The following is a 22,286-nucleotide window of genomic DNA, read 5'->3' on the forward strand; positions in this document are numbered from 1 at the left end:
CCGGGCCTCTCCGGCCCCATACGCCTAGTGCCCGACGGCCCCACCCGGCCGCCGGGCACTACGCATTCAAGCGCCGTAAACAGTCCCAGAAACACCATGAGCGACTTCAGGGACATTCGGCATCGCCTTGCTCACCGGCTGGAAACGACTGGCATACCTCGCATGCAATCGGGTAGCCGCGCGCCCATGGCTCCACCACAGGGGAACATCGATGAATACATGGACAGGTCGCTGCGCCGCCGCTCCTTGCTCCTAGGGGCGGCGGCCGTGGGTGCGGTCGGCGTCACGGGCTGCAGCCTGGCGCCGGAGGAAGGGAAGGTGGAAGGCGGAGACCTGCTCGAACGGCTCCGGTCGTCGGGCACCGTCAAGGTGGGCGTCTCGGGCGAGCAGCCTTTCGGCTACATCAACGAGGACGGCGAGGCCACCGGGGAGGCGCCCGCCATCGCCCAAGTCATCTTCAAGCGGCTCGGCATCCCCAACATCAAGCCCGTACCCACGCAGTTCGGCGCGCTGATACCGGGCCTGAAGGCGCTGCAGTTCGACGTCGTGTCGGCAGGCATGTACATCATCCCGGTCCGCTGTGAGCAGGTCCTCTTCTCCGATCCCGACTATTTGATGCTCGACGCCTTCGTCGTCCCCAAGGGCAACCCGCACAACATCCAGTCGTACGAGGACATCGCGAAGAAGGGCCTCAAGCTGGCCAGCGGCTCCGCGTTCGCGGAGATCGGCTACGCCAAGGCCGCGGGCGTCAAGACGGTCACGGAGCTGCCCGACCTGGTGGCGGGCCTCGAAGCGGTCGCTCAGGGGCGGTTCGACGCCTTCGCCGGTACGAGTGTGACCGTGAAGAACGTGGTGAAGGGCAACAACCGCGTCGAGTCGTCCAAGCCCTTCCAGCCGATGGTCGACGGCAAGCCCGCCTACGGCGCGGGCGGATTCGCCTTCCGGCCGTCCGAGAAGAACTTCCGCGACGCCTTCAACAAGGAGCTGCACAAGCTCAAGGAGAGCGGCGAACTCCTGCGGATCGTCCGGCCGTTCGGATTCACCGAGCGGGAGATGACCGACCTCACGGTGGAGAAACTCTGCCCTCCGGCACCAGGGGCCGCCTCATGATGTCGCAGAAGTTCTTCACCGAGTGGTTCCTGCCGGGCATCTGGATCACCATCCAGGTCCTCGTCTACAGCGCGGCGCTCGCCTTCGCGATCGCCTTCCCCATCGGCGTCCTGCGCACCTCGCGCTTCTGGATCGTACGGTTCCTCGCCGGCGCCTACTTCGAGATCTTCCGCGGCACGTCCGCACTGGTCCTGATGTTCTGGATGGCCTTCGCGGTGCCGCTGCTGCTGCGCATCCAGTTCGTGCCCATGGGCGCGGGCGTGCTCGCGCTCGGCCTGACCTACGGGGCGTACGGCTCCGAGATCGTGCGCGGCGCGCTGGCGGCCGTGCCGCCCGCCCAGCGCGAGGCCGGGATCGCCCTGAGCTTCACGCGCGGGCAGCGCCTGTGGCGCATCGAACTCCCACAGGCATGGCCGGAGATGATCCCGCCCTTCAACAACCTGCTCATCGAGCTGATGAAGGGCACCGCCCTGGTCTCGTTCATCACCGTGGCGGACATGACGTTCGCGGGCGGCCTGCTGCGCCAGGCCAAGAACGAGAGCGCGCCGATCTTCACGCTGCTGCTCGTCCTCTACTTCGTCCTCGCCTTCACCCTCACGCGCGGCATGCGGCTCCTTGAGCGGCACGCCAAGACGAAGGTCGGCCAACGGCCGGACAAGGTCGGCTGGTTCAGCGGCCTGCGCGCCAAGTCGGGCAGCGATGCCGCGCTGACCAGCAGCGGCGTGGGTGGGGGTGCCAAGTGAACTGGGACTGGGACAACGTCGACAAGTTCATGCCGCGCTTCTGGGACGGCCTGGCCGTCACCCTGCAGGCCCTCGGCTGGGGCGCTCTGATCGCCTTCGCGCTCGGGCTCGTCTGGGCCATCGCCCAGCGCTCCGCCCCCGCCTGGATCCGGATACCGGTGACCGCGGTCACCGAGTTCATCCGCAACACCCCGCTGCTCGTGCAGCTCTTCTTCCTCTTCTACGTGGTCCCGGAGTGGGGCCCCACCATGTCCCCGCTCACCACCGGCATCGTCGGCCTCGGCCTGCACTACTCGACGTACACCTCCGAGGTCTACCGCGCCGGCATCGACGGTGTCCCCGTCGGCCAGTGGGAGGCCGCCACCGCGCTGAGCCTCTCCAAGACACGGACCTGGACCGCGGTGATCCTGCCGCAGGCCATCCGCCGGGTGATCCCTGCCCTCGGCAACTATGTGGTCGCGATGCTCAAGGACTCTCCGCAGATCTACGCCATCGGGGCCCTGGAGATGCTGGGCCAGGCCCAGAGCTACAGCCAGGAGACCTTCACCCAAGAGGCGATCACCGTCGTCGGTGTCGCCTTCATCCTCATCGCCTACCCGGCTTCTCTGCTTCTGCGATTCCTGGAGCGTCGTCTTGTCCGCTGACAGCAGCACTTCCCAAGAGATAAAGAACCCCGCCGTCGACGGCAGCGAGCTCATCCGCTTCGACAAGGTCACCAAGCGCTTCGGCGCCAATGTGGTCCTCGACGAGCTCGACTTCTCGGTGGCCTCCGGCAAGCACGTCACGCTGATCGGTCCGTCCGGCTCCGGCAAGACGACGATCCTGCGGCTGCTGATGACCCTGCTCAAGCCCGACGAGGGCACGATCAAGGTCGGCGGCGAGTACCTCACGCACGAGGAGAAGAGCGGCAAGCTCGTGCCCGCGGGCGACAAGCACGTCCGCGAGGTGCGCAAGAACATCGGCATGGTGTTCCAGCAGTTCAACCTCTTCCCGAACATGAAGGTCCTGCGGAACATCACCGAGGCCCCGGTCAGCGTCCTCGGTCTGCCCAAGGACGAGGCGGAGGTGCGCGCCCGCGAGCTGCTCGACCTGGTCGGGCTCGGCGACAAGTGCGACGCCTACCCGACGCAGCTCTCCGGCGGCCAGCAGCAGCGCGTGGCGATCGCCCGCGCGCTCGCCATGCGCCCCCAGGTCCTGCTCCTCGACGAGGTCACCTCGGCCCTGGACCCGGAGCTGGTGGCGGGCGTCCTCGACGTCCTCCGCGACATCGCCCACACCACGGACATCACGATGCTCTGCGTGACCCACGAGATGAACTTCGCGCGCGACATCTCGGACCAGGTCCTGATGTTCGACGCGGGCCGGGTCATCGAGTCCGGTACGCCGGAGAAGATCTTCACGGACCCGGAGCACGAGCGGACGAGGGAGTTCTTGAGCGCGGTGCTCTGAGGCACGCGGTGCTCTGAGAGCACGTGGTGCCTCTCAGGGGCACGCAGCGGTCGCCCCCCGCCTGAGCCCGGCCACCCCTCGATGTGGCCGGGCTCCCGCATGTCGTCTCGCCTCTTCGTGCACCTCCCCAAAATGCAATTGTGCGGCCGAGAGCAGGCGCTGGAGAATTTTCCTGAACCTCCACGCACAGCAATTCACCAATGACCGCGAGAAGACATCTCGGCTCGGAATTACTTGGTGAAGCGAACCCCGGGGAGAGTGAGTCATGAAAAGCAGGAACAGCATCGCACGGGCCGCGATCGGAGCGACCGCCGCTGTCGCCGTCGTAGCACTGCTGCCGAGTTCTGCGTCCGCGAAGACGGTCTACACCGAGAAGGCACACGCCTCCAAGAGTTCCCCCAAGATCGACGGCCACTGTCTCTGGCTGAAGTCCGGCCATGTGGACAAGCCCGTCGCGATGGCGTGTTTCAAGAAGGCCGGACACAGGTTCTGGGTCCGGGACTACAAGCGTGACGGAATGCGCGTAGAACTCCGTGGACAGGTCAACAAGAACGGCGCCGGATACCGCTGCTACGGAAACTACAAGGCCGGCTGGCGCAAGTGCACCAAGATCGGCAAGAAAATGCCCGGTCACGCCGTCTTCGCGTGGAACATCAGCCTGAACAAGGGAAACAAGGTCATCAGGGTGGGCGACATGAAGATGAGCCGCACGTGACGGGCAGCGTCCCTGGGCCCGGATCCTGAGCCGCATCCGAGGCATATGCCAGTGGGGTGTGTTCCGGACGTTGCAGCCGGAGCACACCCTTCTTTCTCCTCAACAGGCGCTCCGCTAGCGGCTCTTGACCGTTATCGTGGAACTGGAAGACCCACGAAAGACCGAAAGACCGACGGGCTGTCCTAGCATCGCAACGCCGCAGGGGGGAAGCCGTGGCGCTGAAGCACGAGCCGACCACACCGGACTCCATCCAGAGCGCCCTGCGGGTGCTCGAACTCGTCGCCCGCCGGGGCACGGGGGTCACCGAGACAGAGCTGTCCCGCGACACCAAGCTCCCCGCCGACCGCCTCACCCCCCTCCTGCGCATGCTGCGCCGCGAGGGCTACGTGGAGCAGATCGCCGACGGCGCCTACGTCACCGGTGAGTCCCTGGCCCGCCTCGGCTCCGCCCACCAGCGCGGCGGGGCGTTGCGCGAGCGGCTCCAGCACACCCTGGACGGGCTGCGGGACTCGATCGGCGCGGCGGTCTACTTCAGCCGGTACGAGGACGGCGAGATCACGATCACCGACGTCGCCGAGGGCCCCCGCACCCCGAAGGTCAACGAGTGGGTGGACTTCCGCTCCTCGGCCCACGCCAGCGCGGTCGGCAAGAGCCTGCTCGCCCAGCTCGACGTGGACGGCCGCCGGGACCACCTCTCCCGCCACAAGATGGCCCGCCTCACCTCGCGCACCATCACCAACGAGCGGGTCCTCCTGAACCGCCTCGCCTCCCAGCCCGCGACGGTCCCGGTCCTCGACCTCCAGGAGTACGCGGTCGGCACGGTCTGCGCCGCCGTCCCCGTCACCGCGGGCGCCGCCGTCGGCTGCCTCGCCCTCTCCCTCCCGGTCGAGCACGCCCACCGCCTCCGCGAGGCCGCGGACACCCTGAACCGCGGGGCGGCGCCGGTGCTGCTCTCCCTGTCCATCTGAGGGTCCATCTCAGGCCGGGCCGCCTCCGTACGGCCGTGGTCGGGAGCACCCCCGCGGACCAGGTACTATTTACGAGTCAGCAGGCGCCGCTAGCTCAGTTGGTTAGAGCAGCTGACTCTTAATCAGCGGGTCCGGGGTTCGAGTCCCTGGCGGCGCACAGACGGTGAAAGGCCCCTCGTGAGAGCGAGGGGCCTTTTGCGTTGCCCTCACTCAAGCGACTGCGGGGGTCGGCGCCGGGCTCAGGAGGGCGGCACGCGCGTGGAGGCGGTGCAGGTACTCGTACGCCGTGGGCAGTGTCTCCAGGAGCGTCTGCTGATGGCGGCTGATCCTTGCGAAGTGTTCGTCCGCCCTGAGGACCGCCGTCGCGTGGTGGCACAGGGCGGGGGGCGGGGTCGCGCCCCGCGGGTCCAGGGCCGTCAGGAGCGTGCGGAGCCTCGCCTCGTGCGCGTCGGAAGGGTCCGGGGTGAGGCCCGTCGTGTGGTTCTCCAGGCACCTCAAGAGCCGGTCCGAGAGCGGGAGTTCGTGGCGTGAACGCCAGAACGCCGTGTCCTTGCGGGGGGATGCCCAGTAGAGGAGGCGGGTTGTGTCCGTTGCCTCCTCGTACGCGGTGCGCGTCGCCCTGTCGTAGCCGGGGGACGGGGCCTCCCGTGCCTGCTGCGACGGGAGGTTTCTGATCATGTACGTCAGTTGGGACAGCGTCGCCGTCAGGCCCGGGGGCATGAGCGGGTCCGTCCGCCAGGCCGCCTCGCCCAGCGCCACACAGTTCTTCACCCACGCGCTGCGGGACCGGCCCGCGGCATGGAGCGTGTGGACGTGGTCCACGCCGGTTCGGTCCAGCAGGGGGCGGCGCCACACCCAGCCGTCCGGGAGTGCGGTGAGGGTGCTGAAGGGGGCGACATGGCCGGACCGTGTCATTGCCGTGGGGTGCGGGACCGTCGTCCTTGTCACTCCGCCGGTATTCCTTCCCTCCTCCCCCAGCCATTCCTCCCCCAGGATCGTGGAGAAGAGTTTCCGCTCCCTGCCCGTGCAGTCCACGAAAAGGTCCGCCTTGATGGCCCGGCCCTCTTCTGTGTGGAGTGATGTGAGCATTCCGTTCTCGTCGCGGGTCGCCCGGAGCGGGGTTCCTGTCATCGCCCTGGCCATTCCTTGCGCGATCGTCGTCCTGCGCAGGAAGTTCCTCAGCATTCCCGCGTCCGCGTGCCAGCCGTACGGAACCGCCGCCCTGCCGTCCAGCCAGCGCGGGGACTTCCCGGCGTCCAGGAGCGGGGGTTCACGGAAACAGGCGTAGTCGTACGGTTCTGTGGTGCGGCCCTCCGCGCGGCGCAGGCGCCAGAAGTCGGAGAGGGGGAAGTCCTCGCATTCCGGAACTCCCGCCCACGGAAGGGAGAAGTGGTCGGGTGCCGCGGTGGAATTCGGGGTGCGCCAATTCTCGTAGCGCACGGCCAGGTTGAAGGTCGCCGACGCCGCCCGCATCCAGGTCTCCTCGGGGATGCCGAGGGGGTCGAAGAGGTCCCGCTGTACGTGCGGGGCCAGGGTGATGACCTGGTCCGTCTCCGTCTGTGCGGTGGTGCGTCGCGGGGGTTCGAGGACCGTGACGCGGACCGTGCCGGGGAAGGCCGAGGCCAGTCGCGCGGCCGCGGTCCAGGCGGTCAGCGTGCCGCCGACCAACACTATGTCTTCGATTCTCCTGTCCCTGTCCATAGGGGGAGGGTTCTCCCGCCTTCTGTATTTCAGCTATATACGGGCTATGGAGTCTCCTCCAGTTGCCTTCTTCTCGGCTACAGGTCGGGCGGAGAATTGGTATAGCGCCGAGCTCCACTCTGTTTGTGCGGGACCTGAACGGGGCCCGATACACACAGGAGGAGAAATGTTCGACAACGAGATTCCCCCGGCCCAGGTCCAGCACCCCCTGGAAGTTCTGACCGAGATCGAGCGCAGCGCGGCGATGGACCAGGAACTCCTGCTCCGGGACGGCGGGACCCCCTGGTCCGATCTGCTCGCCGAATACGTCGACGCCCTGAACGCGCTCGCCACCGACGGCACCGTCGAGAACGGATTCATCGCCACGTACGGCCTTGACGAAGGCCATGCGGGTGGCTGCGGATAACACGCGGGAATGGCCTGGTGGCCGACCGGGAGAGGACATCCGGTCGGCCACCAGGCCGTGAGAGAAGAGGAAAGAGGGAAAGAGAAGTCAGTGGGAGAGCGCCGGTACGCGCGTCTCCTGCCGCGCCAACAGCGCCGCCAGCGGCAGCAGTTCGTACTCCGGTACCTCGCCGTCTCCCCACGGCTCCGCCAGGCGCGCGTCGGTGAGCTGTTCCAGGATCTCCTCCGCGTCGTCGGGCGGCAGGTCGAGCAGGGCTGCCGCGTCCGTCGCCGTGAGGCGGGGCAGGCGGGCCGCCGCCAGCGTCGTGAACGCGGCCGACAGCGGTGGGGCGAGGGAGGTCAGGGCCGGGCGCAGGGTGGCGGTCAGGTCCAGGCTGCCGATGCTCAGTTCGGTGAGCCTGCGGTCCTCGGGGGCCAGGCGGTCCGCGAGGCGCTGGGGCGGCCAGTGCGGGCGGTCGGCCAGGCGGGCCGCGGCGATGCGCAGGGCCAGCGGGAGGCGGTCGCAGAACTCCGCTATGTGTGCGGCGACTTGGGGTGCCTGCGTCAGGCGGTCCGTGCCCGCTATCGCCGCCAGGAGCGCGGTCGCCTCCGCCGGTGTCATGCGGCCGAGCCGGAGCAGGTGGGTGCCCGCGAGGGTGGCCAGGGCCGGGCGGACGCCGGTGACCAGGGTGCGGCTCGCGCCGCCGCCCGGGAGCAGGGGGCGCACCTGTGCGTCGTCGGCCGCGTTGTCGAGGACGACCAGGACGCGGCGGCCGGACAGGAGCGTGCGGTAGAGCTGGGCGCGTTCGTCCAGGCCGGCGGGGAGTTCGTCGCAGGGGGTGCCCAGGGCGCGCAGGAACCAGCCGAGGACGTCGCGCGGGGCGCGGGGCGCGCCGTCGTCCGTGCGCAGGTCCGCGTAGAGCTGGCCCTCGGGGAAGTCGGTGCGGCAGTGCTCGGCGGCCCACAGGACGAGGGCCGACTTGCCGGTGCCGGGGGCGCCGGTGATCGCCACGTCATGCCCGGTGCGCAGGGCGGACAGGATCTCGTCCGTCGCGGCCGCGCGGCCGGTGAAGTCGCGGGGAGCCGCGGGCAGCAGGGCCGGAGAGGGGGAGGGAGCGGGAGCGGCTGCGGCCGTGAGAGAAGGGTGCTGCGTCAACTGGGGGTCGGGCGCGGCCAGTTCCCGCTCGGGCTGCCTCAGTGTCGCCGTCTCCCGCTCCCTCGCTGACGCGCCCGGTACCCCCGGTACTCCCGCCAGCGTCCCCGTCAGGATCTCCTGGTGCAGGGCGCGCAGCCCGGGGCCGGGGTCGATGCCGAGTTCGTCGGCGAGGACGGTGCGGCCCTCCTCGTACGCGGTGAGGGCGTCCGCCTGGCGGCCGCAGCGGTAGAGCGCCGTCATCAACTGGCCGCGCAGCACCTCCCGTACGGGGTGGCGGGCCACCTGCGCGGTGAGGGCCGGGACGAGTTCGGTGTGGCGGCCGAGGGCGAGGGCGGCCTCGGTGTGGTGTTCGGTGGCGGCCAGGCGGGCCTCCTCCAGGTGGGGGCCCTCGGCGGTGGTGAGCTGTTCGGTGACGCCGCTGAGCGCCGGGCCGTGCCAGAGGGCGAGCGCCGTGGCCAGCTTGCTCTCCGCGGCCGTGTACCGGGTGGCCGCGAGGTCGGTCCGGGCCTCGGCCGTGAGTGTGCGGAAGGAGTCCCAGTCGAGGGTGGCCGTGGCCAACTCCAGGCGGTAGCCCGCGCCTTGGCGCTCCAGGCCGTGGTCGGGGCCGAGCCGGGTGCGCAGGCGGGTGCGGAGGCGGGACATGTAGGTGTAGAGCTGGTTGGTGCTGGTGGCGGGGGGCTCCCAGCCCCAGAGGAGCGTCGTCAGGCGCTCGTCCGTGATGACCTGGCCGTGCGCGAGCAGCAGGGCCGCGAGCGCGGTGCGCTGCTTGGCGCCGTCCAGGGCGACCTGGCGGCCGTCAAGCTCGGCCGACACCGGTCCGAGGATCTTGAAGTCCATGCGGGCCTCCGCTGTTTCGCGGGCCCGTTCCCTACCCGGGCCGTCTGCCGCGAAAAGCTACTGACCTGCTGTTTTCTCGCGCTGTTGGTGCGGTTTCGAGGCTTCGAAAGAGCTTTGAAACCGGCGGAAAAGACCGGCTCCGTAACTTTCTTGGCATGCCGCAGGGCAGCCGCCCACAGCGGGCACCGAGAGTCTGGGAGAACATCATGAACCGGTACATCCACTCCGCCAAGAAGTACGCCGCCACCGCCCCCGTGGGGCGCTTCGCGGCCGGGGCCGTGCTGCTGCTCGCGGCGGCCGGAACGGTGGGCGCCACGCAGGGCATGGAGCCGTTCGCGGCCCATCACGGCGCCACGGTCGCCAGTGCCGTCACAGACGACCCGTGGACGGTCGCGCCGCGCACCGACGACCCGTGGACTTCTGCTCCAGCGACCACCGACGGCGCCCGCACGGACGACCCGTGGACGTGAACCGGAGCGGGGCCCCGGGGGCCGTCAGGGACGTACGAGGGCGAACAGTCGCTCCGAGTCGGCCTGTTCGTCTTGCGCGAGCGCCACCAGGAGCTGCTCGACCCGCTCGCGCCAGGTGCGCACCCCGGCCTCCGCGAAGAGCTCGCCGGCCGCGTTGAAGCTGGCCGCCGCGCCCGCCCGGTCCGCGCGCAGCGCCCGTACACAGCCGAGGACGGCGCCCGCCCGGGCCTTCAGGTAGCGGTCCGGTACCTCCTCCGCGGCCCGCACCGCGTCCCGCAGGACCGTCTCGGCCTCCGCCAACTCCCCCCGGCGCCACAGGGCTTCACCCAGGGCGCGCAGCACATGCGCCTCGCCCCGCCGGTCCCCGCTGCCCACGACCAGGTCGAGCGCGCGGCGGCACGCCTCCTCCGCGCGCTCCCCGTCACCCTGGTGGATCAGCGCCTCCGCGAGCCGTACGGTGCTCATCGCCTCGCCCCGCACCGTGCCGAGGCCCCGGCTGCGCGCGACCGCCTCCGAGGAGAGGACCAGGCTGGCCTGCGGGTCGCCGCGCTCCAGCTCGATCTGGGCGAGCAGCCCGAGCACATGGGCCTCGGCGTAGTGGTCGCCGACGGCACGGAACGTCTCCAGTGAGCGGCGGCCCGTGGCGTACGCCTGGTCGAGGTCGCCGCGGTGGCGCTCGCACAGGGCGAGGTTGCGCAGCACGAGGGCGCGCCCCTGGTCCTGGCCGAGTTCGTCGAAGAGGGTGAGGGCGCGGCCGAGGCGGTCGTAGGCGGAGTCGTACTCCCACTGCACGATCTCCAGGGTGCCGAGGGAGTGCAGCATCGCCGCCTCGCCGAGCCCGTCCCCGGTGCGGCGGGCGGCGGCGAGGGCCGCGTCGCCGCACTGGGCCCAGTCCTCCAGGTAGTTGCGGTTCTGGAAGAGGGTCACGGCGGTCATCGTCAGGTCCCAGGCATACGCGGACTCGTCGTCCCTGGCGAGCTGGCCGATGAGGCCGGTGAGGGCGAGGCGCTCCGTCTCGAACCACTCCAGCGGGTCCTCCAGGAGGCTGTCCACGTAGTGCGCGGGCAGCTCCCGCAGCGGTGCGGGTCCGTGCACGACGGTGTAGTCGCCGCCGTAGACGCGGCGGTGCGCCTCCCGGGCCAGGCCGAGCCAGCCCGCGCCCGCGCGGCGCAGCGCCGCCCGCCGGGTCTCCTCTTCCTCCTCGGCGAGCCCGCACTCGCGGGCGAAGAGCCGCAGCAGGTCCTGGAAGCGGTAGCGGACGTGCCCCGTGGTCGCGTGCAGCGGCTCCAGGAGCTGGGCGTCGACGAGCTGCTCGATGAGGTCCTCGGCGTCCACCGGGTCGATGTCGAGGAGGGCCGCGCCCGTCCACGCCGAGAACTCGGGCACGCACACCGTGCCGAGCAGCCGGAACATGCGGGCGGTGGCGGGTGCGAGGTCCCGGTAGCTGAGCCTGAGCCCGGCGCGGACGCCGCGCGCGTCGATGCTGAGCTCGTCCAGCCTGCGGTGCTGGTCCTCCAGGCGGGACACCAGCGTCCGTACGGACCAGTGGGGTTTGGCCGCGAGCCGGGCGGCGGCGATGCGCAGCGCGAGCGGCAGCCGGTCGCAGAGCTCGCTGAGCCGGGCGGCGCCCACCGGGTCGGCGCTGAACCGGTCGTCGCCCGCGACCCGGGAGAGCAGCGCGAGGGACTCGTCCTGGGCGAGCGAGCCGAGCTGCAGCGGTACGTAGGCGTAGTCCCCGGCGAGCGCGCCGCCCATGCTGTCGCGGCTGGTGACCAGGACGCAGCAGCCGGAGGTGCCGGGCAGGAGGGGCCGGATCTGCTGGTAGGAGCGGGCGTTGTCGAGGACGATCAGGACCCGGCGGCCGTCCAGGACGCTGCGGAAGAGGGCGGTGCGCTCCACCTGGTCGGCGGGGATCTGCGGGCCCGGCACGCCGAGGGCGCGCAGGAACCGGTCGAGGACGGCGGCCGGTCTGCGCGGCGACTCGTCCTCGTCGTAGCCGCGCATGTCGGCGAAGAGCTGGCCGTCCGGGAAGCGGGCGACGACCTGGTGTGCCCAGTGGACGGCGAGCGCGGTCTTGCCGACGCCGCCGGTGCCGGTGAGCGAGCCGACCGGAAGGGCGGCGCCGCCGAGGTGGCCCAACAGGCGGTCCAGGGCGGCGAGTTCGGGGGCGCGGCCGGTGAAGGAGGCGGGGCTCGGCGGCAGGTGCGCGGGGACGGCGGCGCCCTGGACGAGGGTGGCGTTCTCGGTGGGCGGGAGCAGCTTCGGGGAGTCGGCGAGTATCTCCTCGTGCAGCTCCTGGAGGGCGGGCCCCGGGTCGATGCCCAGCTCCTCGGCGAAGAGGCGGGCGCCGTCGCGGTACGCCTCCAGGGCCTCGGCGCGGCGTCCGGAGCGGTAGTGGGCGAGCATCAGCAAGGCCACGGCCTTCTCGCGCAGCGGGTTCTCGCGCACGAACCCGGAGAGTTCCGCGATGAGTTCGCCGTGCAGGCCCAGGTCCAGGCGGAGCGCGGTGAGCTGCTCGTACACGTCGAGGCGCAGCTCGGTCAGGCGCGCCGACTCGGCCTCCACGCGCTCCGCGGTGATCCCTTCGAGGGCGGGTCCGCGCCACATCGCGAGGGCTTCCTCGAAGTGGCCGATGGCCTCGTCGCCGCGCCCGCGCCGGGCGGCTTCCCGGCCCTCGCCCGCGCGCTCCTCGAACTCGACGGCGTCGATGCGGTGTTCGCCGGCGTAGAGCATGTAGCCGGGGTGGCTGGTGACGAGGATGTCCTCGACGCCGACCGCCGCCTTCAGGGTCTTGCGGAGTGCGGAGACGCAGATGGCGAGCTGGTTGCGGGCGGTGGCGGGCGGGTTGCCGTGCCAGATCGCGTCCGCGAGGGCGTCGGTGGAGACGACCTTGCCGGGTGCCAGGAGGAGCATGGACATGAGGGTGCGTTGGCGGGCGCCCTGGAGGGGAACCGGTTGTCCGTCGACCCTGATGTCGAGGGGGCCCAAGATGCGGAAGTCCACCTGTAGCACGTGGGGCTCCCCTCTTTTGTCCTGGTCGCGCGCTCTCTTTGCTTGGGTAACAAGGGCCCTTGCAGGGCCGCAATGAGGGCGGCAGCAAGCTGCCAGTGCCCTCCCGGGCGGGGGGGGCGGGGCCGGGGCCCGTTTCGTTTCAACCTGCGGGCCGGTGGGGGCGGGCGGGGACGCGGCGGCATGTCCGTCCTCGAAACGCCTGGGGCACCGTAGGAGTGCATGAGTACTGGGGTGGGTGGGGTGCTGTACTGCGGGCGGACATGCCGCCGCGTCCCCGCCCTCCCGCCGTCGCCCGTGTGCGGGCCGGTGGGGGTTGATCGCGCCCACGCGGCGGAGCCGCACACGAGACAGCCCCGCGCCCCCGACAGGGCACTAAAGCGCCTGCCAGGACGCCGGAGCCATCGCCTCCGGCCTGTGCCAGCGGGCCGTCCCGGCTCGGGCTTCCTCCTCGTTCGGGGTCGCGCCTGCGGTGAGGGCCGTCAACAGGGCCACCACCGCCGCCAGTTCCTCGGGGGTCGGGCTGCCGTGGATCACCTTGAACAGGGCCGGGGCCAGGGGCCCTTCGAGCGCGGGGGCGGGTGCGGTCATGGCGGGGCTCCTCACATCGGGGGGTTGCCGTGTTTGCGCGTGGGCAGCGCTGCGTGTTTGGGGCGGAGCATCGTGAGCGTCGCGATCAGGGCCGAGCGGGTGTCGGCGGGGTCGATGACGTCGTCGACGAGGCCGCGCTCGGCGGCGTAGTACGGGTGCATGAGCTCCGTCTTGTACTCCTTGACCATCCGGGCGCGCATCGCCTCGGGGTCGTCGGCGGCCGCGATCTGGCGGCGGAAGACCACGTTCGCGGCGCCCTCCGCGCCCATCACGGCGATCTCGTTGGCGGGCCAGGCCAGGGACACGTCGGTGCCGATGGAACGGGAGTCCATGACGATGTACGCGCCGCCGTACGCCTTGCGGAGGATGACCTGGACCCGGGGGACGGTGGCGTTGCAGTACGCGTACAGGAGTTTGGCGCCGTGGCGGATGATGCCGCCGTGCTCCTGGTCGACGCCGGGCAGGAAGCCGGGCACGTCGACGAGGGTGACCAGGGGGATGTTGAAGGCGTCGCAGAGCTGCACGAAGCGGGCCGCCTTCTCGGAGGCGTGGATGTCCAACACGCCTGCCAGGGCCTGGGGTTGGCTCGCGACGATGCCGACGACCTGGCCGCCGAGGCGGGCGAGCGCCGTGATGACGCTGGTGGCCCAGCGCTCGTGGACCTCCATGTACTCGTAGTCGTCGACGATCTCTGAGATCACTTCGCGCATGTCATAGGGCCTGCTGCCGTCCAGGGGCACCAGGTCCAGGAGGCGCTCGCAGCGGCGGTCCGCCGGGTCCTCGGGGGTGGAACCCGGGGGCGTGTCGCGGTTGTTGGCGGGGAGCAGGGAGAGGAGGTAGCGGACCTCCGCCAGGCAGGTCTCCTCGTCGTCGTACGCGAAGTGGGCCACCCCGCTCACGCCCGCGTGCACATCCGCGCCGCCCAGGCCGTTCTGGGTGATCTCCTCACCCGTCACCGCCTTCACGACGTCCGGGCCCGTGATGAACATCTGCGACGTCTCCCGGACCATGAACACGAAATCCGTCAGCGCCGGTGAGTACGCCGCACCGCCCGCGCACGGGCCCAGCATCACGCTGATCTGCGGGATGACGCCCGACGCCCTCGTGTTGCGCTGGAAGATCCCGCCATAGCCCGCCAGGGCCGAGACACCCTCCTGAATGCGGGCGCCCGCGCCGTCGTTCAGCGACACCAACGGCGCCCCGGCCGCGATGGCCATGTCCATGATCTTGTGGATCTTCGTCGCATGCGCCTCACCCAGCGCACCCCCGAAGATTCGGAAGTCGTGCGCGTACACGAAGACCGTCCGGCCCTCCACCGTCCCCCAGCCGGTGATCACACCGTCCGTGTACGGCCGTTTCGCCTCCAGGCCGAAGCCCGTCGCCCGGTGCCGGCGCAACTGCTCCACCTCGTTGAACGAGCCCGGATCCAGCAGGAGTTCGATGCGCTCGCGCGCCGTCAGCTTGCCCTTGGCGTGCTGCGCCTCGGTGGCCGCGGGGACGCCGTCGAGGACGTCGCGGCGGATGCGGGTGAGCTCGGCGACCCGCTCGGTCATGGTCATGGACTCCAACTCCCTGTCCGTCGGCTGGTGCGGAGCTCCGTCAGCTGGTGCGGAGCGCGACGTAGTCACAGAGCGCGTGCAGCGCGCGGCGGGCCGGGAGGGGCGGCAGCGCGCGGAGCGCCTCGCGCGCCCGGTCGAGGCGGCGCCGCAGCACCGCCTCGGTCTCGGTGAGGGCGGACGAGCGGGCGAACAGGGCGAGGGCGCGGTCGGCGTCGGCGGGTGCGAGGGGACCGTCCGCGAGCAGGTCGCGCAGTTCGGCGTCGGCGGGGTCGGCGCCCTCGCGGGCCAGGACGACGGGCAGGCTGGGGACGCCGGCCAGGAGGTCCTTGCCGCGCTGCTTGCCGGTGAGTTCGGCCGGGGAACTCAGGTCGAGCAGGTCGTCGGCTATCTGGAAGGCGATGCCGAGCTGCTCGCCGTACTCGGTGAGGGCGGCCACCTCGGGTGCGGCCGTGCCCGCCTGGAGGGCGCCGATGCCGAGGGACATCGACAGGAGGGCGGCGGTCTTGCCCTCGGTCACCTGGAAGTAGTGGGTGACCGGGTCCATGTCGGGTCCGGGCCCGCTCAGCTCGCGCAGCTGCCCGGCGACGAGGCGGCCCGCGGCCTGCGCGTTGAGGTGGACGGCGCCGGGGCCGAGGTCGGCGGCGAGCTGCGCGGCGCGGGCGAGGAGCCAGTCGCCGCCGAGCACGGCGGCCCGCTCGCCCCAGCGGGCGTGCGCGCTGGGAACGCCGTGCCGGGTCTCGGCCTCGTCCATCACGTCGTCGTGGTAGAGCGAGGCGATGTGCACCAGCTCGGCGATGACGGCGGCCTGCGTGACACCGTCCCGCCACGGCTCGCCGAACTCGGCGCCCAGCAGGACCAGGAGGGGGCGCAGCCGCTTGCCGCCCGCGTCCGCGAGGTGGCCGGTGAGGGCGGCGACGCGGGGGTCCAGGGAGCCGTGCGCCGTGGACTGGAGCCACTTCTCGGCGCGCTCCAGGGCCTCGCTGAGTCTGTGCTCGAACTCGGGGTCCTCCAGGGCGAGTCGGCCGAGGAGCCCGGCTGTCTGTCGTACGTCCATGGGGGAGCCCCTCTGCCGTGCCCGTGTACTTCGGTGATTTCACGTATTCCGGTTACGGAAATCAACTCTCGGTCGCGCCCAAATCCCCTACAACGGGCCTGACATGAAGGTGTTACGGGTGTCAGCTTCCTGACGTGCTTTCCGGTGGCCGCCGAATAGGGAAATGCCGTGGATACGCTCCCTGCGATCTCCGTTCCCCGGTCTCCGAGCCCTCTGAGAAAGGCACGCAAATGCGTATCCGAATAGCCTTCGCCGCGGCGGGTTCCGCCGCGCTGCTCGCCCTCTCCGCCGCCCCGTCCACAGCCAACCCCTCCACGGCCGTCGGCGCCGCTGCCGAGGGCCCGCGCGCCTGCGGTGAACTGCGGCTCACCGGCTCGCTGCCCGCGCCCGCCCCCGGCACGGCGGTGCGGCAGGAGGTGACGATCGGGGCGGACTGCAGGCCGCGCCTGGGAGAGGTGCGCGTGACGACGCTCGCGGCCGGCGCCGAGCACCGCCTGAAGAGCTGGAACGAGATGTACGACTGCTGCAACATCCGCATGACCGGGCTCTACACGGACTCTTCCTGGACCACCGACGGCGGGCGGATAGCGCGGGCGAACACCGACGTCACCCAGCAGTGGAACCGGGAGCCGTGGAACGCCGGCTGGTCGCTCGCGGACTCGGCCAAGGGCACCGACTGCCTCACCGACTGCACGGCGTCCCGCACCGAGGCCCGTGCCCGCTTCACGTACAAGGGCATCTTCGACACCTCCGGCAACCGGTACGAGAACGCGCACCACTCGTCCATCGAGCTGAAGAGCGACGGGACCGGGACCTGCACGTTCGACGTGGAGCTCAAGAACACCTTCGTCGGCTGGAACTGGCGGCGGGGCTGCTCCTGACCCGCACGTATACAGGGTTGGCAGCAAGCTGCCACGCGGCTTGAGGCATTGGCCAGACCCCTCCACCCGCATTGTCAGGAACCGGCAAGGGCCCGGGTGGAATCAAGTGCCGCTGCCTAGGCTCCCCAAGAAATCCCGGTACGCCATTTCTCGCGAAGGAGTCTCATGTTCGGACGGATTGGACGTTTAGCCGTCCACCGGCCCTGGGTGACCATCTCGGTCTGGATCATCGCCGCGGTGGCTCTTGTGGCGCTCGCGCCCCAGCTGAAATCCACCAGCGACCAGGCCGACTTCCTCCCGTCGCACTACGAGTCGGTCCAGGCGGAGAAGACGCAGGAACGCGCGTTCCCCCAGCATGAGCAGCCGGCGGCCGTCGCGGTGTTCCAGCGGGCGGACGGGCAGAAGCTGACCGGAGCCGACAAGGCCGCGGTCGGGAAGATCGCCGCGGGGCTCCAGAACCGCGGCTTCGAGAAGATCAAGGGGGTGCGGACCAGCCCGGAGGCGGTCTCGCCCAACGGGAGGATCGCCCTCGCCAACGTCGTCGCGACCGTCAAGGACCCGTACGACGAGGGGCTTTCGGAGTCCATCAAGAAGCTGCGCCAGGCTGCGAAGCCGCTGCTCGACGACACCGGCCTGAAGGTCGGCTTCACCGGGCAGGCGGCCAGCGCGCTCGACTCCAAGGAGGCGTCCGGCGACACCGACGCCATGATCATGTCGGCGACGCTCGCGCTCATCGTCGTGCTGCTGCTCATCCTCTTCCGCAGCCCGCTGATCGCCGTGCTCCCGGTGCTGATCATCGGGGTCGCCTTCATGGTGGCCACCGGACTCATCTCCACCGCCGCCGAGCTGGGCGGGCTCAAGGCCGACAACTCGATCTCCGCGATCCTCATCGTGGTCCTCTTCGGCGTCGGCACCGACTACATCCTCTTCCTGCTCTTCCGCTACCGCGAGCAGCTGCGCGGCGGGCAGGACCCCAAGCAGGCCATGATCAGCGCGGTCGCGCTCGTCGGCGAGACCATCGCGTCCGCGGCGGGCGCCGTCATCGTCGCGTTCCTCGCGCTGCTCCTGTCCACCATGGGCATGCTCCGTGCGATGGGCCCGTCGCTCGCGATCTCCGTCGCGGTGGCGCTGCTCGCCGGGCTCACCCTGGTGCCCGCCGTGTTCTCGCTGCTCGGCACCAAGGCGTTCTGGCCGTCCAAGGCGTGGCGCAAGGAGCCCAAGGCCACCGTCGCGGGGCGCGTCGGCTCGCTCGCGGCGCGGCGTCCCGGGCCGGTCGCCGCCCTCACCGCGGGCGTCCTCGCGGTGCTCGCGCTCGGGGTGCTCAGCTTCCGCGCGGAGTTCGACACCGACAGCTCGCTGCCGCAGAACCTGGAGTCGGTGCGGGCCATGAAGGACATGCAGCAGGGCTTCTCCGCGGGCCAGACCGACCCGACCTCGGTCTACCTGGAGAAGACCGGCGGCGGCACCCTCAGCAAGGGTCAACTTGCCGACTTCCGGGCCGCGTTGCAGAAGGTGGACGGGGTCAGCCAGGTCTCCCCCGCCGTCAAGGGCACCGAGGGCTCCATCGCCCAGTACGACGTGGTGCTGAAGTACCGGCCCGCCGAGGACAAGGCCATCGACCTCGTCTCGGGGCCGCTGCGGGACGCCGCGCACCAAGCGGCGCCGGACGGCACGAAGGCGCTGGCCGGCGGGACCACGGCGGTGCTCGCCGACATCGAGACGGCCGTGAACCACGACTACAAGGTGGTCTTCCCGACGGCCGGACTCGCCATCCTGATCATCCTGGGGCTGCTGCTCCGCAGCGTGATCGCCCCGCTGTACCTGATGATCTCGGTGGCGCTCGGCTTCGGCGCCACGCTCGGCGCGACGGTCTGGATCTTCCAGGAGGGCCAGGGCAAGAACGGCCTGCTGTTCACGCTGCCGGTGATCGTCTATCTCTTCGTGGTCGCCATCGGCACCGACTACAACATCCTGATGGTGGCCCGCCTCCGGGAGGAGATCGAACAGGGCCGCTCGCCGCGCGAGGCGACGCTGCGCGCCGTCTCCCGCTCCGTGCCGACCATCGGCGCCGCCGCGGTCATCCTCGCCGGCACCTTCGGCGTCCTGATGCTCGCCAAGAACTCCATGCTCCAGCAGATGGGCTTCGCGGTGGCCTTCGGGATCCTGCTGTCCGCCTTCGTCATGGCGATGCTGCTGGTGCCGACCGTGACCACGCTGCTCGGGCACCGGGCCTGGTGGCCGGGGCACCGGCCCGTGGCGCCGCCCGCGGCCGCCTCCGGAACCGAGCCGTCCGTACCGGCGGGCCGCTCCGACGACGACCGAACGCTCGTGTAATTCCCGTGACTTGTACGAGAGGAGGGCGCCGCCCGGGCCCCGCCGCCGACGCGGTGGAGCCCGGGCGGCGCACCCGCGTATGGAGCTGACCCTCTTTCTGTTCATCGCCGCCGTCACCCTCGTCCTCACCGTCTCGCTGCTCTCCGTCGGGGCCCGGCGCCTGCTCGGGCTCCGCATCGGCAAGGTGCGGGCCACCCTGACCGGGCTCGTCGCCATGGGGTCGAGCGGGCTGATCGGCGCCGCCATGGGTGAGGCCCGGCGCGGGGCGCTCATCTCGGTGCAGATCGGCCTGACCGTGCTCGTCGCGGTGGGCTTCCTCGCCCTCTCGGAGGCCGTGCTGCCCTCCGGGTCCATCTCCGGCGTGGTGCGCTGGCCGCAGGCGGTGCGCCGCCGCCTCGCCCGCACCCGCCGCTACGCCCAGCTCTCCCGGATCGCGGTCCGCCACGGCCTGGGCGGCGCGGTGCGCGGCCGGGGTCTTCGCGGGCCCGACGCGGCCGGGGAGCGCGGCCGGGTCGCGGCCGATCTGCGGCTCGCCCTGGAGGAGGCGGGCGCCACCTTCGTGAAGCTCGGGCAGGTCCTGTCCACCCGCTACGACCTGCTGCCGCCCGAGTTCGTCACCGAGCTGACCAAGCTCCAGCACCAGGTGGCCGCCGAGCCCTGGGAGGAGGTGGAGAAGGTCCTCACCGAGGAGCTCGGCAAGGAACCCGCCGTGTTCTTCGCCGAGTTCGACCACGAGCCGCTCGCCGCGGGCTCCATCGCGCAGGTGCACCGGGCCCGGCTCAGCTCCGGCGAGGAGGTCGTGGTGAAAGTGCAGCGGCCCGGGGCGCGGCCCGTGGTCGACCGGGACCTGGACATCCTGTTCCGGATGGGCCAGAAGTTCGAGGAACACACCGCGTGGGGGCGGGACATGGGCGCCCTGGAGCTCGCCGAGGGCTTCGCCACCTCTCTCAACGAGGAGCTGGACTTCCGCATCGAGGCCCGCAACATGGCCACCATCAGGGCCGCCGCCGACCGCCCCGACATGGTCTCCACCGTCCGTATGCCCCTCGTGCACGAGGACCTGTGCGGCAAGCGCGTCCTCGTCCTGGAGTGGCTGAGCGGCACCCCGCTCAACGCGGCGGGCGGTCTCATGGAGGAGCGCGGCCTGGACCGCACCGAACTGGCCCGCCGGCTCCTGGAGTGCGTCCTCGAACAGATCATGATCGGCGGGGTGTTCCACGCCGACCCGCACCCCGGCAACATCATGCTGCTCGACGACGGCGACCTCGGCCTGATCGACTTCGGCTCGGTGGGCCGCATCGACCGGGTGCTGCGGGCCGCGCTGCGCAATCTGCTGCTCGCCATCCACCGCAGCGACCCGGTGGCGCTCTCCGACGCGCTGCTCGAACTCGTCGACCGCGGCGAGGAGATCGACGAGATGCGCCTGGAGCGGGCCCTCGGCAGGTTCATGGCCCGCCACCTCACGCCCGGGGTCCGGCCCGACCGGGAGATGTTCGCCGACCTGTTCCTGCTGGTGGCCCGGCACGGGCTGACCGTGCCGCCGGAGATCGCGGCGACGTTCCGGGCGCTCGCGACCCTGGAGGGCGCGATGGAGCAGCTGGTGCCGGGCTTCGACATCGTCGCCGAGGCGCGCGCCTTCGCCACCGGGCAGCTGGAGCGCAAGCTCAGCCCGAAGTCGCTCGGCGAGGTGTTCTCCGAGGAGGCCCTCGCGCTGGCGCCGCTGCTGCGTCGGCTGCCCCGGCGCGTGGAGCGGATCACCAACTCCCTGGAGCACGGGCGGCTCGGGGTGCGGGTGCGGCTGCTCGCCGACGAGCGGGACCGGCGCTTCGTCCGGTCCCTCGTGCACGACGTGCTGCTCACGTTCCTGGGCGGGGTGACGGGGCTGATCGGTGTGCTGCTCCTCGGGACCGACAAGGGGCCGACGCTCGGCGACTCGCTCAGCCTCTTCCAGCTGATCGGCTACAACCTGATGGTGGTGAGCTGCGTCCTGGTGATCCGGGTGGTGTTCGGGATCTTCAAGTCGCAGCGCCCCGCCCGCAGATGACCTGTCGTCAGGCTGCGCTGAATGCGACGGGTGCGCTGCTGAACCCGTACAGGAAGTTGGAGTACACGCGCTGCGCCGTGCCGCGCGGCTCGATCCCGCCCACCATGTCCCGCACGGCCGCGAGGAGCGCCTTCAGCTCCTCGCGGCCGAGGAACGCGCCGAGGCAGAAGTGCGGTCCGTGGCCGAACGTCACGTGCTTGTTGGGGGTGCGGGCCAGGTCGTAACGGCGCGGGTCGGGGAAGGCGGTCTCGTCGAAGTTGGCGGAGGTGTTCCACAGCGTGACGATGTCGCCCGCCGGGATCACCCGGCCGCCCACCTCCACGTCCACCAGGGCGCGCCGCCCGAAGTGCATCGCCGGGGTCGTCCGGCGCAGCACCTCCTCCGTGGCGCTCGCCACGCTCACCTCGCCCGCCTTGAACGCCCGCCACTGGTCCGGGTGTTCGATGAACGCGAGGATCGCGCCGATCGACGCCATGCGGCTGGACTCGTCGCCGCCGATGATGAGGCTGTAGCAGTTGAAGACGATCTCTTCCTCGGTGAGGGGCCGGCCTTCGACCTCTCCCGTCGCGAGGGCGCTGATCACGTCGTCGCCCGGGTTCTTGCGGCGGGCGCGCGCCAGGTCCGAGAAGTACAGGAGGATCTCGTTGCGGGCCAGCCAGGCGTCCTGGGCGGTGGCGTCGCCGCTGTCCGCGCTGAGGACCTGTTTGTTCCAGTCGAGGAGCGCCTGGCGGTCCTGCGGGGGCACCGCCATCAGGTCGCAGATGGTGCCCATGGGGATGTGCTCGGCGACGGCCTCCGCGTAGTCGAAGCCGTCCCCGCGGTCCAGGACGTGCGAGATCAAGTCCCTTGTGCGTACGTCGACCTGCTCGACGACATGGCGCAGGGCGCGCGGGGAGAACGACTTCAGCATGAGGGTGCGGATCGCCCGGTGCCGGGCCCCGTCGCTGACCGCGAGCATCTTCCCGGCCGCCGAGTCGCCGCCCTGCAGGAGCGTGGACAGGACGTTGCCGCGCTCGGAGGTGAAGCGGGTGTTGTCCTTGTAGACGGCCATCACGTCGGCGTAGCGGGTGAGCGCCCAGAAGGACGGCAGGCCGCCGCGGGCCGGGTGGTGGTGGACGGGCCGCTCGTCGCGGAACCGCCGCCACAGGTCGTGGAGTTCGTCCGGCGTCTCGGTGACGAAGGTCTTGGGGTCGGTGAGGTCGACGGCGTCGAGATCGCCGGGGGCGTATGTCTCGCTGGTCATGGTCATGTCCGCTCTCACAGTCGGTTCAGGGGCCGGTG

The 22,286-nt window shown here is 70.9% G+C and carries 18 protein-coding genes and 1 tRNA gene; 12 read left to right on the forward strand and 7 right to left on the reverse strand.

Going from position 1 to position 22,286, the window contains the following annotated elements; genetic code table 11:
* Positions 1-186 precede the first annotated feature (186 nt).
* The 7 genes from ehuB (at position 187) to ACQB60_RS06035 (ending at position 5,142) form a co-directional block, all read left to right on the forward strand.
* Entirely contained in the window at positions 187-1,110 is a 924-nt protein-coding gene (gene ehuB, locus ACQB60_RS06005) for an ectoine/hydroxyectoine ABC transporter substrate-binding protein EhuB (protein WP_496924717.1), read from the forward strand.
* Positions 1,107-1,853: an ectoine/hydroxyectoine ABC transporter permease subunit EhuC gene (gene ehuC / locus ACQB60_RS06010; RefSeq protein WP_496924718.1), complete on the forward strand. Its 747-nt coding sequence runs from the start codon at positions 1,107-1,109 to the stop codon at positions 1,851-1,853. The genes ehuB and ehuC overlap by 4 nt, the downstream gene beginning before the upstream one ends.
* Positions 1,850-2,497, forward strand: coding sequence for an ectoine/hydroxyectoine ABC transporter permease subunit EhuD (ehuD, locus tag ACQB60_RS06015; protein WP_496924719.1), 648 nt, complete (start codon positions 1,850-1,852; stop codon positions 2,495-2,497). The genes ehuC and ehuD overlap by 4 nt, the downstream gene beginning before the upstream one ends.
* Positions 2,487-3,302 carry an ectoine/hydroxyectoine ABC transporter ATP-binding protein EhuA gene (ehuA, locus tag ACQB60_RS06020; protein WP_496924720.1) on the forward strand — a complete coding sequence of 272 codons (816 nt, stop codon included), beginning with the start codon at positions 2,487-2,489 and terminating at the stop codon, positions 3,300-3,302. The genes ehuD and ehuA overlap by 11 nt, the downstream gene beginning before the upstream one ends.
* Before the next feature lie 265 nt (positions 3,303-3,567).
* A complete protein-coding gene (locus ACQB60_RS06025) occupies positions 3,568-4,017 on the forward strand; it encodes a hypothetical protein (protein ID WP_496924721.1) in 450 nt (149 codons plus the stop codon).
* A gap of 212 nt (positions 4,018-4,229) precedes the next feature.
* The gene (locus ACQB60_RS06030) at positions 4,230-4,985 is read left to right on the forward strand and encodes an IclR family transcriptional regulator (RefSeq protein ID WP_496924722.1); all 756 of its coding nucleotides are present in this window, start codon (positions 4,230-4,232) and stop codon (positions 4,983-4,985) included.
* Between the two features lie 83 nt (positions 4,986-5,068).
* Positions 5,069-5,142, forward strand: a tRNA-Lys gene (locus ACQB60_RS06035).
* A 53-nt stretch (positions 5,143-5,195) separates the two neighbouring features.
* Here ACQB60_RS06035 and ACQB60_RS06040 read toward each other — a convergent pair.
* A complete protein-coding gene (locus ACQB60_RS06040) occupies positions 5,196-6,686 on the reverse strand; it encodes a tryptophan 7-halogenase (protein WP_496924723.1) in 1,491 nt (496 codons plus the stop codon).
* Positions 6,687-6,852: 166 nt separating this feature from the next.
* On the opposite strand from ACQB60_RS06040, the gene ACQB60_RS06045 reads away from it, so the two are divergent.
* A complete protein-coding gene (locus tag ACQB60_RS06045; RefSeq protein WP_384831554.1) occupies positions 6,853-7,092 on the forward strand; it encodes a DUF6269 family protein in 240 nt (79 codons plus the stop codon).
* 87 nt (positions 7,093-7,179) lie between these two features.
* Here ACQB60_RS06045 and ACQB60_RS06050 read toward each other — a convergent pair whose 3' ends face one another.
* Entirely contained in the window at positions 7,180-9,063 is a 1,884-nt protein-coding gene (locus ACQB60_RS06050) for an AfsR/SARP family transcriptional regulator (RefSeq protein ID WP_496924724.1), read from the reverse strand.
* Positions 9,064-9,269: 206 nt separating this feature from the next.
* Here ACQB60_RS06050 and ACQB60_RS06055 point away from each other — a divergent pair, with 206 nt between their 5' ends.
* Positions 9,270-9,533: a hypothetical protein gene (locus ACQB60_RS06055; RefSeq protein WP_496924725.1), complete on the forward strand. Its 264-nt coding sequence runs from the start codon at positions 9,270-9,272 to the stop codon at positions 9,531-9,533.
* A 24-nt stretch (positions 9,534-9,557) separates the two neighbouring features.
* Here the strand turns inward: ACQB60_RS06055 and ACQB60_RS06060 are convergent, their stop codons facing one another.
* The 4 genes from ACQB60_RS06060 to ACQB60_RS06075 form a co-directional block, all read right to left on the reverse strand.
* Positions 9,558-12,545, reverse strand: coding sequence for an AfsR/SARP family transcriptional regulator (locus tag ACQB60_RS06060; RefSeq protein WP_496924726.1), 2,988 nt, complete (start codon positions 12,543-12,545; stop codon positions 9,558-9,560).
* 372 nt (positions 12,546-12,917) lie between these two features.
* Positions 12,918-13,133 carry an acyl-CoA carboxylase subunit epsilon gene (locus ACQB60_RS06065; protein WP_496924727.1) on the reverse strand — a complete coding sequence of 72 codons (216 nt, stop codon included), beginning with the start codon at positions 13,131-13,133 and terminating at the stop codon, positions 12,918-12,920.
* Between the two features lie 11 nt (positions 13,134-13,144).
* Positions 13,145-14,692 (reverse strand): acyl-CoA carboxylase subunit beta, encoded by a 1,548-nt coding sequence (locus ACQB60_RS06070; RefSeq protein WP_496924728.1) that lies wholly within the window; start codon positions 14,690-14,692, stop codon positions 13,145-13,147.
* Between the two features lie 40 nt (positions 14,693-14,732).
* Positions 14,733-15,746, reverse strand: coding sequence for a polyprenyl synthetase family protein (locus ACQB60_RS06075; protein ID WP_496924729.1), 1,014 nt, complete (start codon positions 15,744-15,746; stop codon positions 14,733-14,735).
* Positions 15,747-15,976: 230 nt separating this feature from the next.
* Between ACQB60_RS06075 and ACQB60_RS06080 the strand changes: the two genes are divergently transcribed.
* From ACQB60_RS06080 to ACQB60_RS06090, 3 genes are all read left to right on the forward strand, one after another.
* Positions 15,977-16,627 carry a hypothetical protein gene (locus tag ACQB60_RS06080; RefSeq protein WP_496924730.1) on the forward strand — a complete coding sequence of 217 codons (651 nt, stop codon included), beginning with the start codon at positions 15,977-15,979 and terminating at the stop codon, positions 16,625-16,627.
* A gap of 165 nt (positions 16,628-16,792) precedes the next feature.
* The gene (locus tag ACQB60_RS06085; protein WP_496924731.1) at positions 16,793-18,961 is read left to right on the forward strand and encodes an MMPL family transporter; all 2,169 of its coding nucleotides are present in this window, start codon (positions 16,793-16,795) and stop codon (positions 18,959-18,961) included.
* Between the two features lie 79 nt (positions 18,962-19,040).
* Positions 19,041-21,005, forward strand: coding sequence for an ABC1 kinase family protein (locus tag ACQB60_RS06090; protein WP_496924732.1), 1,965 nt, complete (start codon positions 19,041-19,043; stop codon positions 21,003-21,005).
* A gap of 7 nt (positions 21,006-21,012) precedes the next feature.
* Here the strand turns inward: ACQB60_RS06090 and ACQB60_RS06095 are convergent, their stop codons facing one another.
* The gene (locus tag ACQB60_RS06095; protein WP_496924733.1) at positions 21,013-22,248 is read right to left on the reverse strand and encodes a cytochrome P450; all 1,236 of its coding nucleotides are present in this window, start codon (positions 22,246-22,248) and stop codon (positions 21,013-21,015) included.
* Between the last annotated feature and the right edge of the window lie 38 nt (positions 22,249-22,286).

The organism is Streptomyces odontotermitis, assembly GCF_050510915.1.
Lineage (GTDB): Bacteria > Actinomycetota > Actinomycetes > Streptomycetales > Streptomycetaceae > Streptomyces.

Bases quoted from the DNA above. Each gene is read 5' to 3' on its own strand.
- ehuB (WP_496924717.1), top strand. From the start codon at position 187: ATGGCTCCACCACAGGGGAACATCGATGAATACATGGACAGGTCGCTG.
- ehuC (WP_496924718.1), top strand. From the start codon at position 1,107: ATGATGTCGCAGAAGTTCTTCACCGAGTGGTTCCTGCCGGGCATCTGG.
- ACQB60_RS06025 (WP_496924721.1), top strand. From the start codon at position 3,568: ATGAAAAGCAGGAACAGCATCGCACGGGCCGCGATCGGAGCGACCGCC.
- ACQB60_RS06040 (WP_496924723.1), bottom strand. From the start codon at position 6,686: ATGGACAGGGACAGGAGAATCGAAGACATAGTGTTGGTCGGCGGCACG.
- ACQB60_RS06045 (WP_384831554.1), top strand. From the start codon at position 6,853: ATGTTCGACAACGAGATTCCCCCGGCCCAGGTCCAGCACCCCCTGGAA.
- ACQB60_RS06050 (WP_496924724.1), bottom strand. From the start codon at position 9,063: ATGGACTTCAAGATCCTCGGACCGGTGTCGGCCGAGCTTGACGGCCGC.
- ACQB60_RS06055 (WP_496924725.1), top strand. From the start codon at position 9,270: ATGAACCGGTACATCCACTCCGCCAAGAAGTACGCCGCCACCGCCCCC.
- ACQB60_RS06065 (WP_496924727.1), bottom strand. From the start codon at position 13,133: ATGACCGCACCCGCCCCCGCGCTCGAAGGGCCCCTGGCCCCGGCCCTG.
- ACQB60_RS06070 (WP_496924728.1), bottom strand. From the start codon at position 14,692: ATGACCATGACCGAGCGGGTCGCCGAGCTCACCCGCATCCGCCGCGAC.
- ACQB60_RS06075 (WP_496924729.1), bottom strand. From the start codon at position 15,746: ATGGACGTACGACAGACAGCCGGGCTCCTCGGCCGACTCGCCCTGGAG.
- ACQB60_RS06080 (WP_496924730.1), top strand. From the start codon at position 15,977: ATGCGTATCCGAATAGCCTTCGCCGCGGCGGGTTCCGCCGCGCTGCTC.
- ACQB60_RS06085 (WP_496924731.1), top strand. From the start codon at position 16,793: ATGTTCGGACGGATTGGACGTTTAGCCGTCCACCGGCCCTGGGTGACC.
- ACQB60_RS06090 (WP_496924732.1), top strand. From the start codon at position 19,041: ATGGAGCTGACCCTCTTTCTGTTCATCGCCGCCGTCACCCTCGTCCTC.
- ACQB60_RS06095 (WP_496924733.1), bottom strand. From the start codon at position 22,248: ATGACCAGCGAGACATACGCCCCCGGCGATCTCGACGCCGTCGACCTC.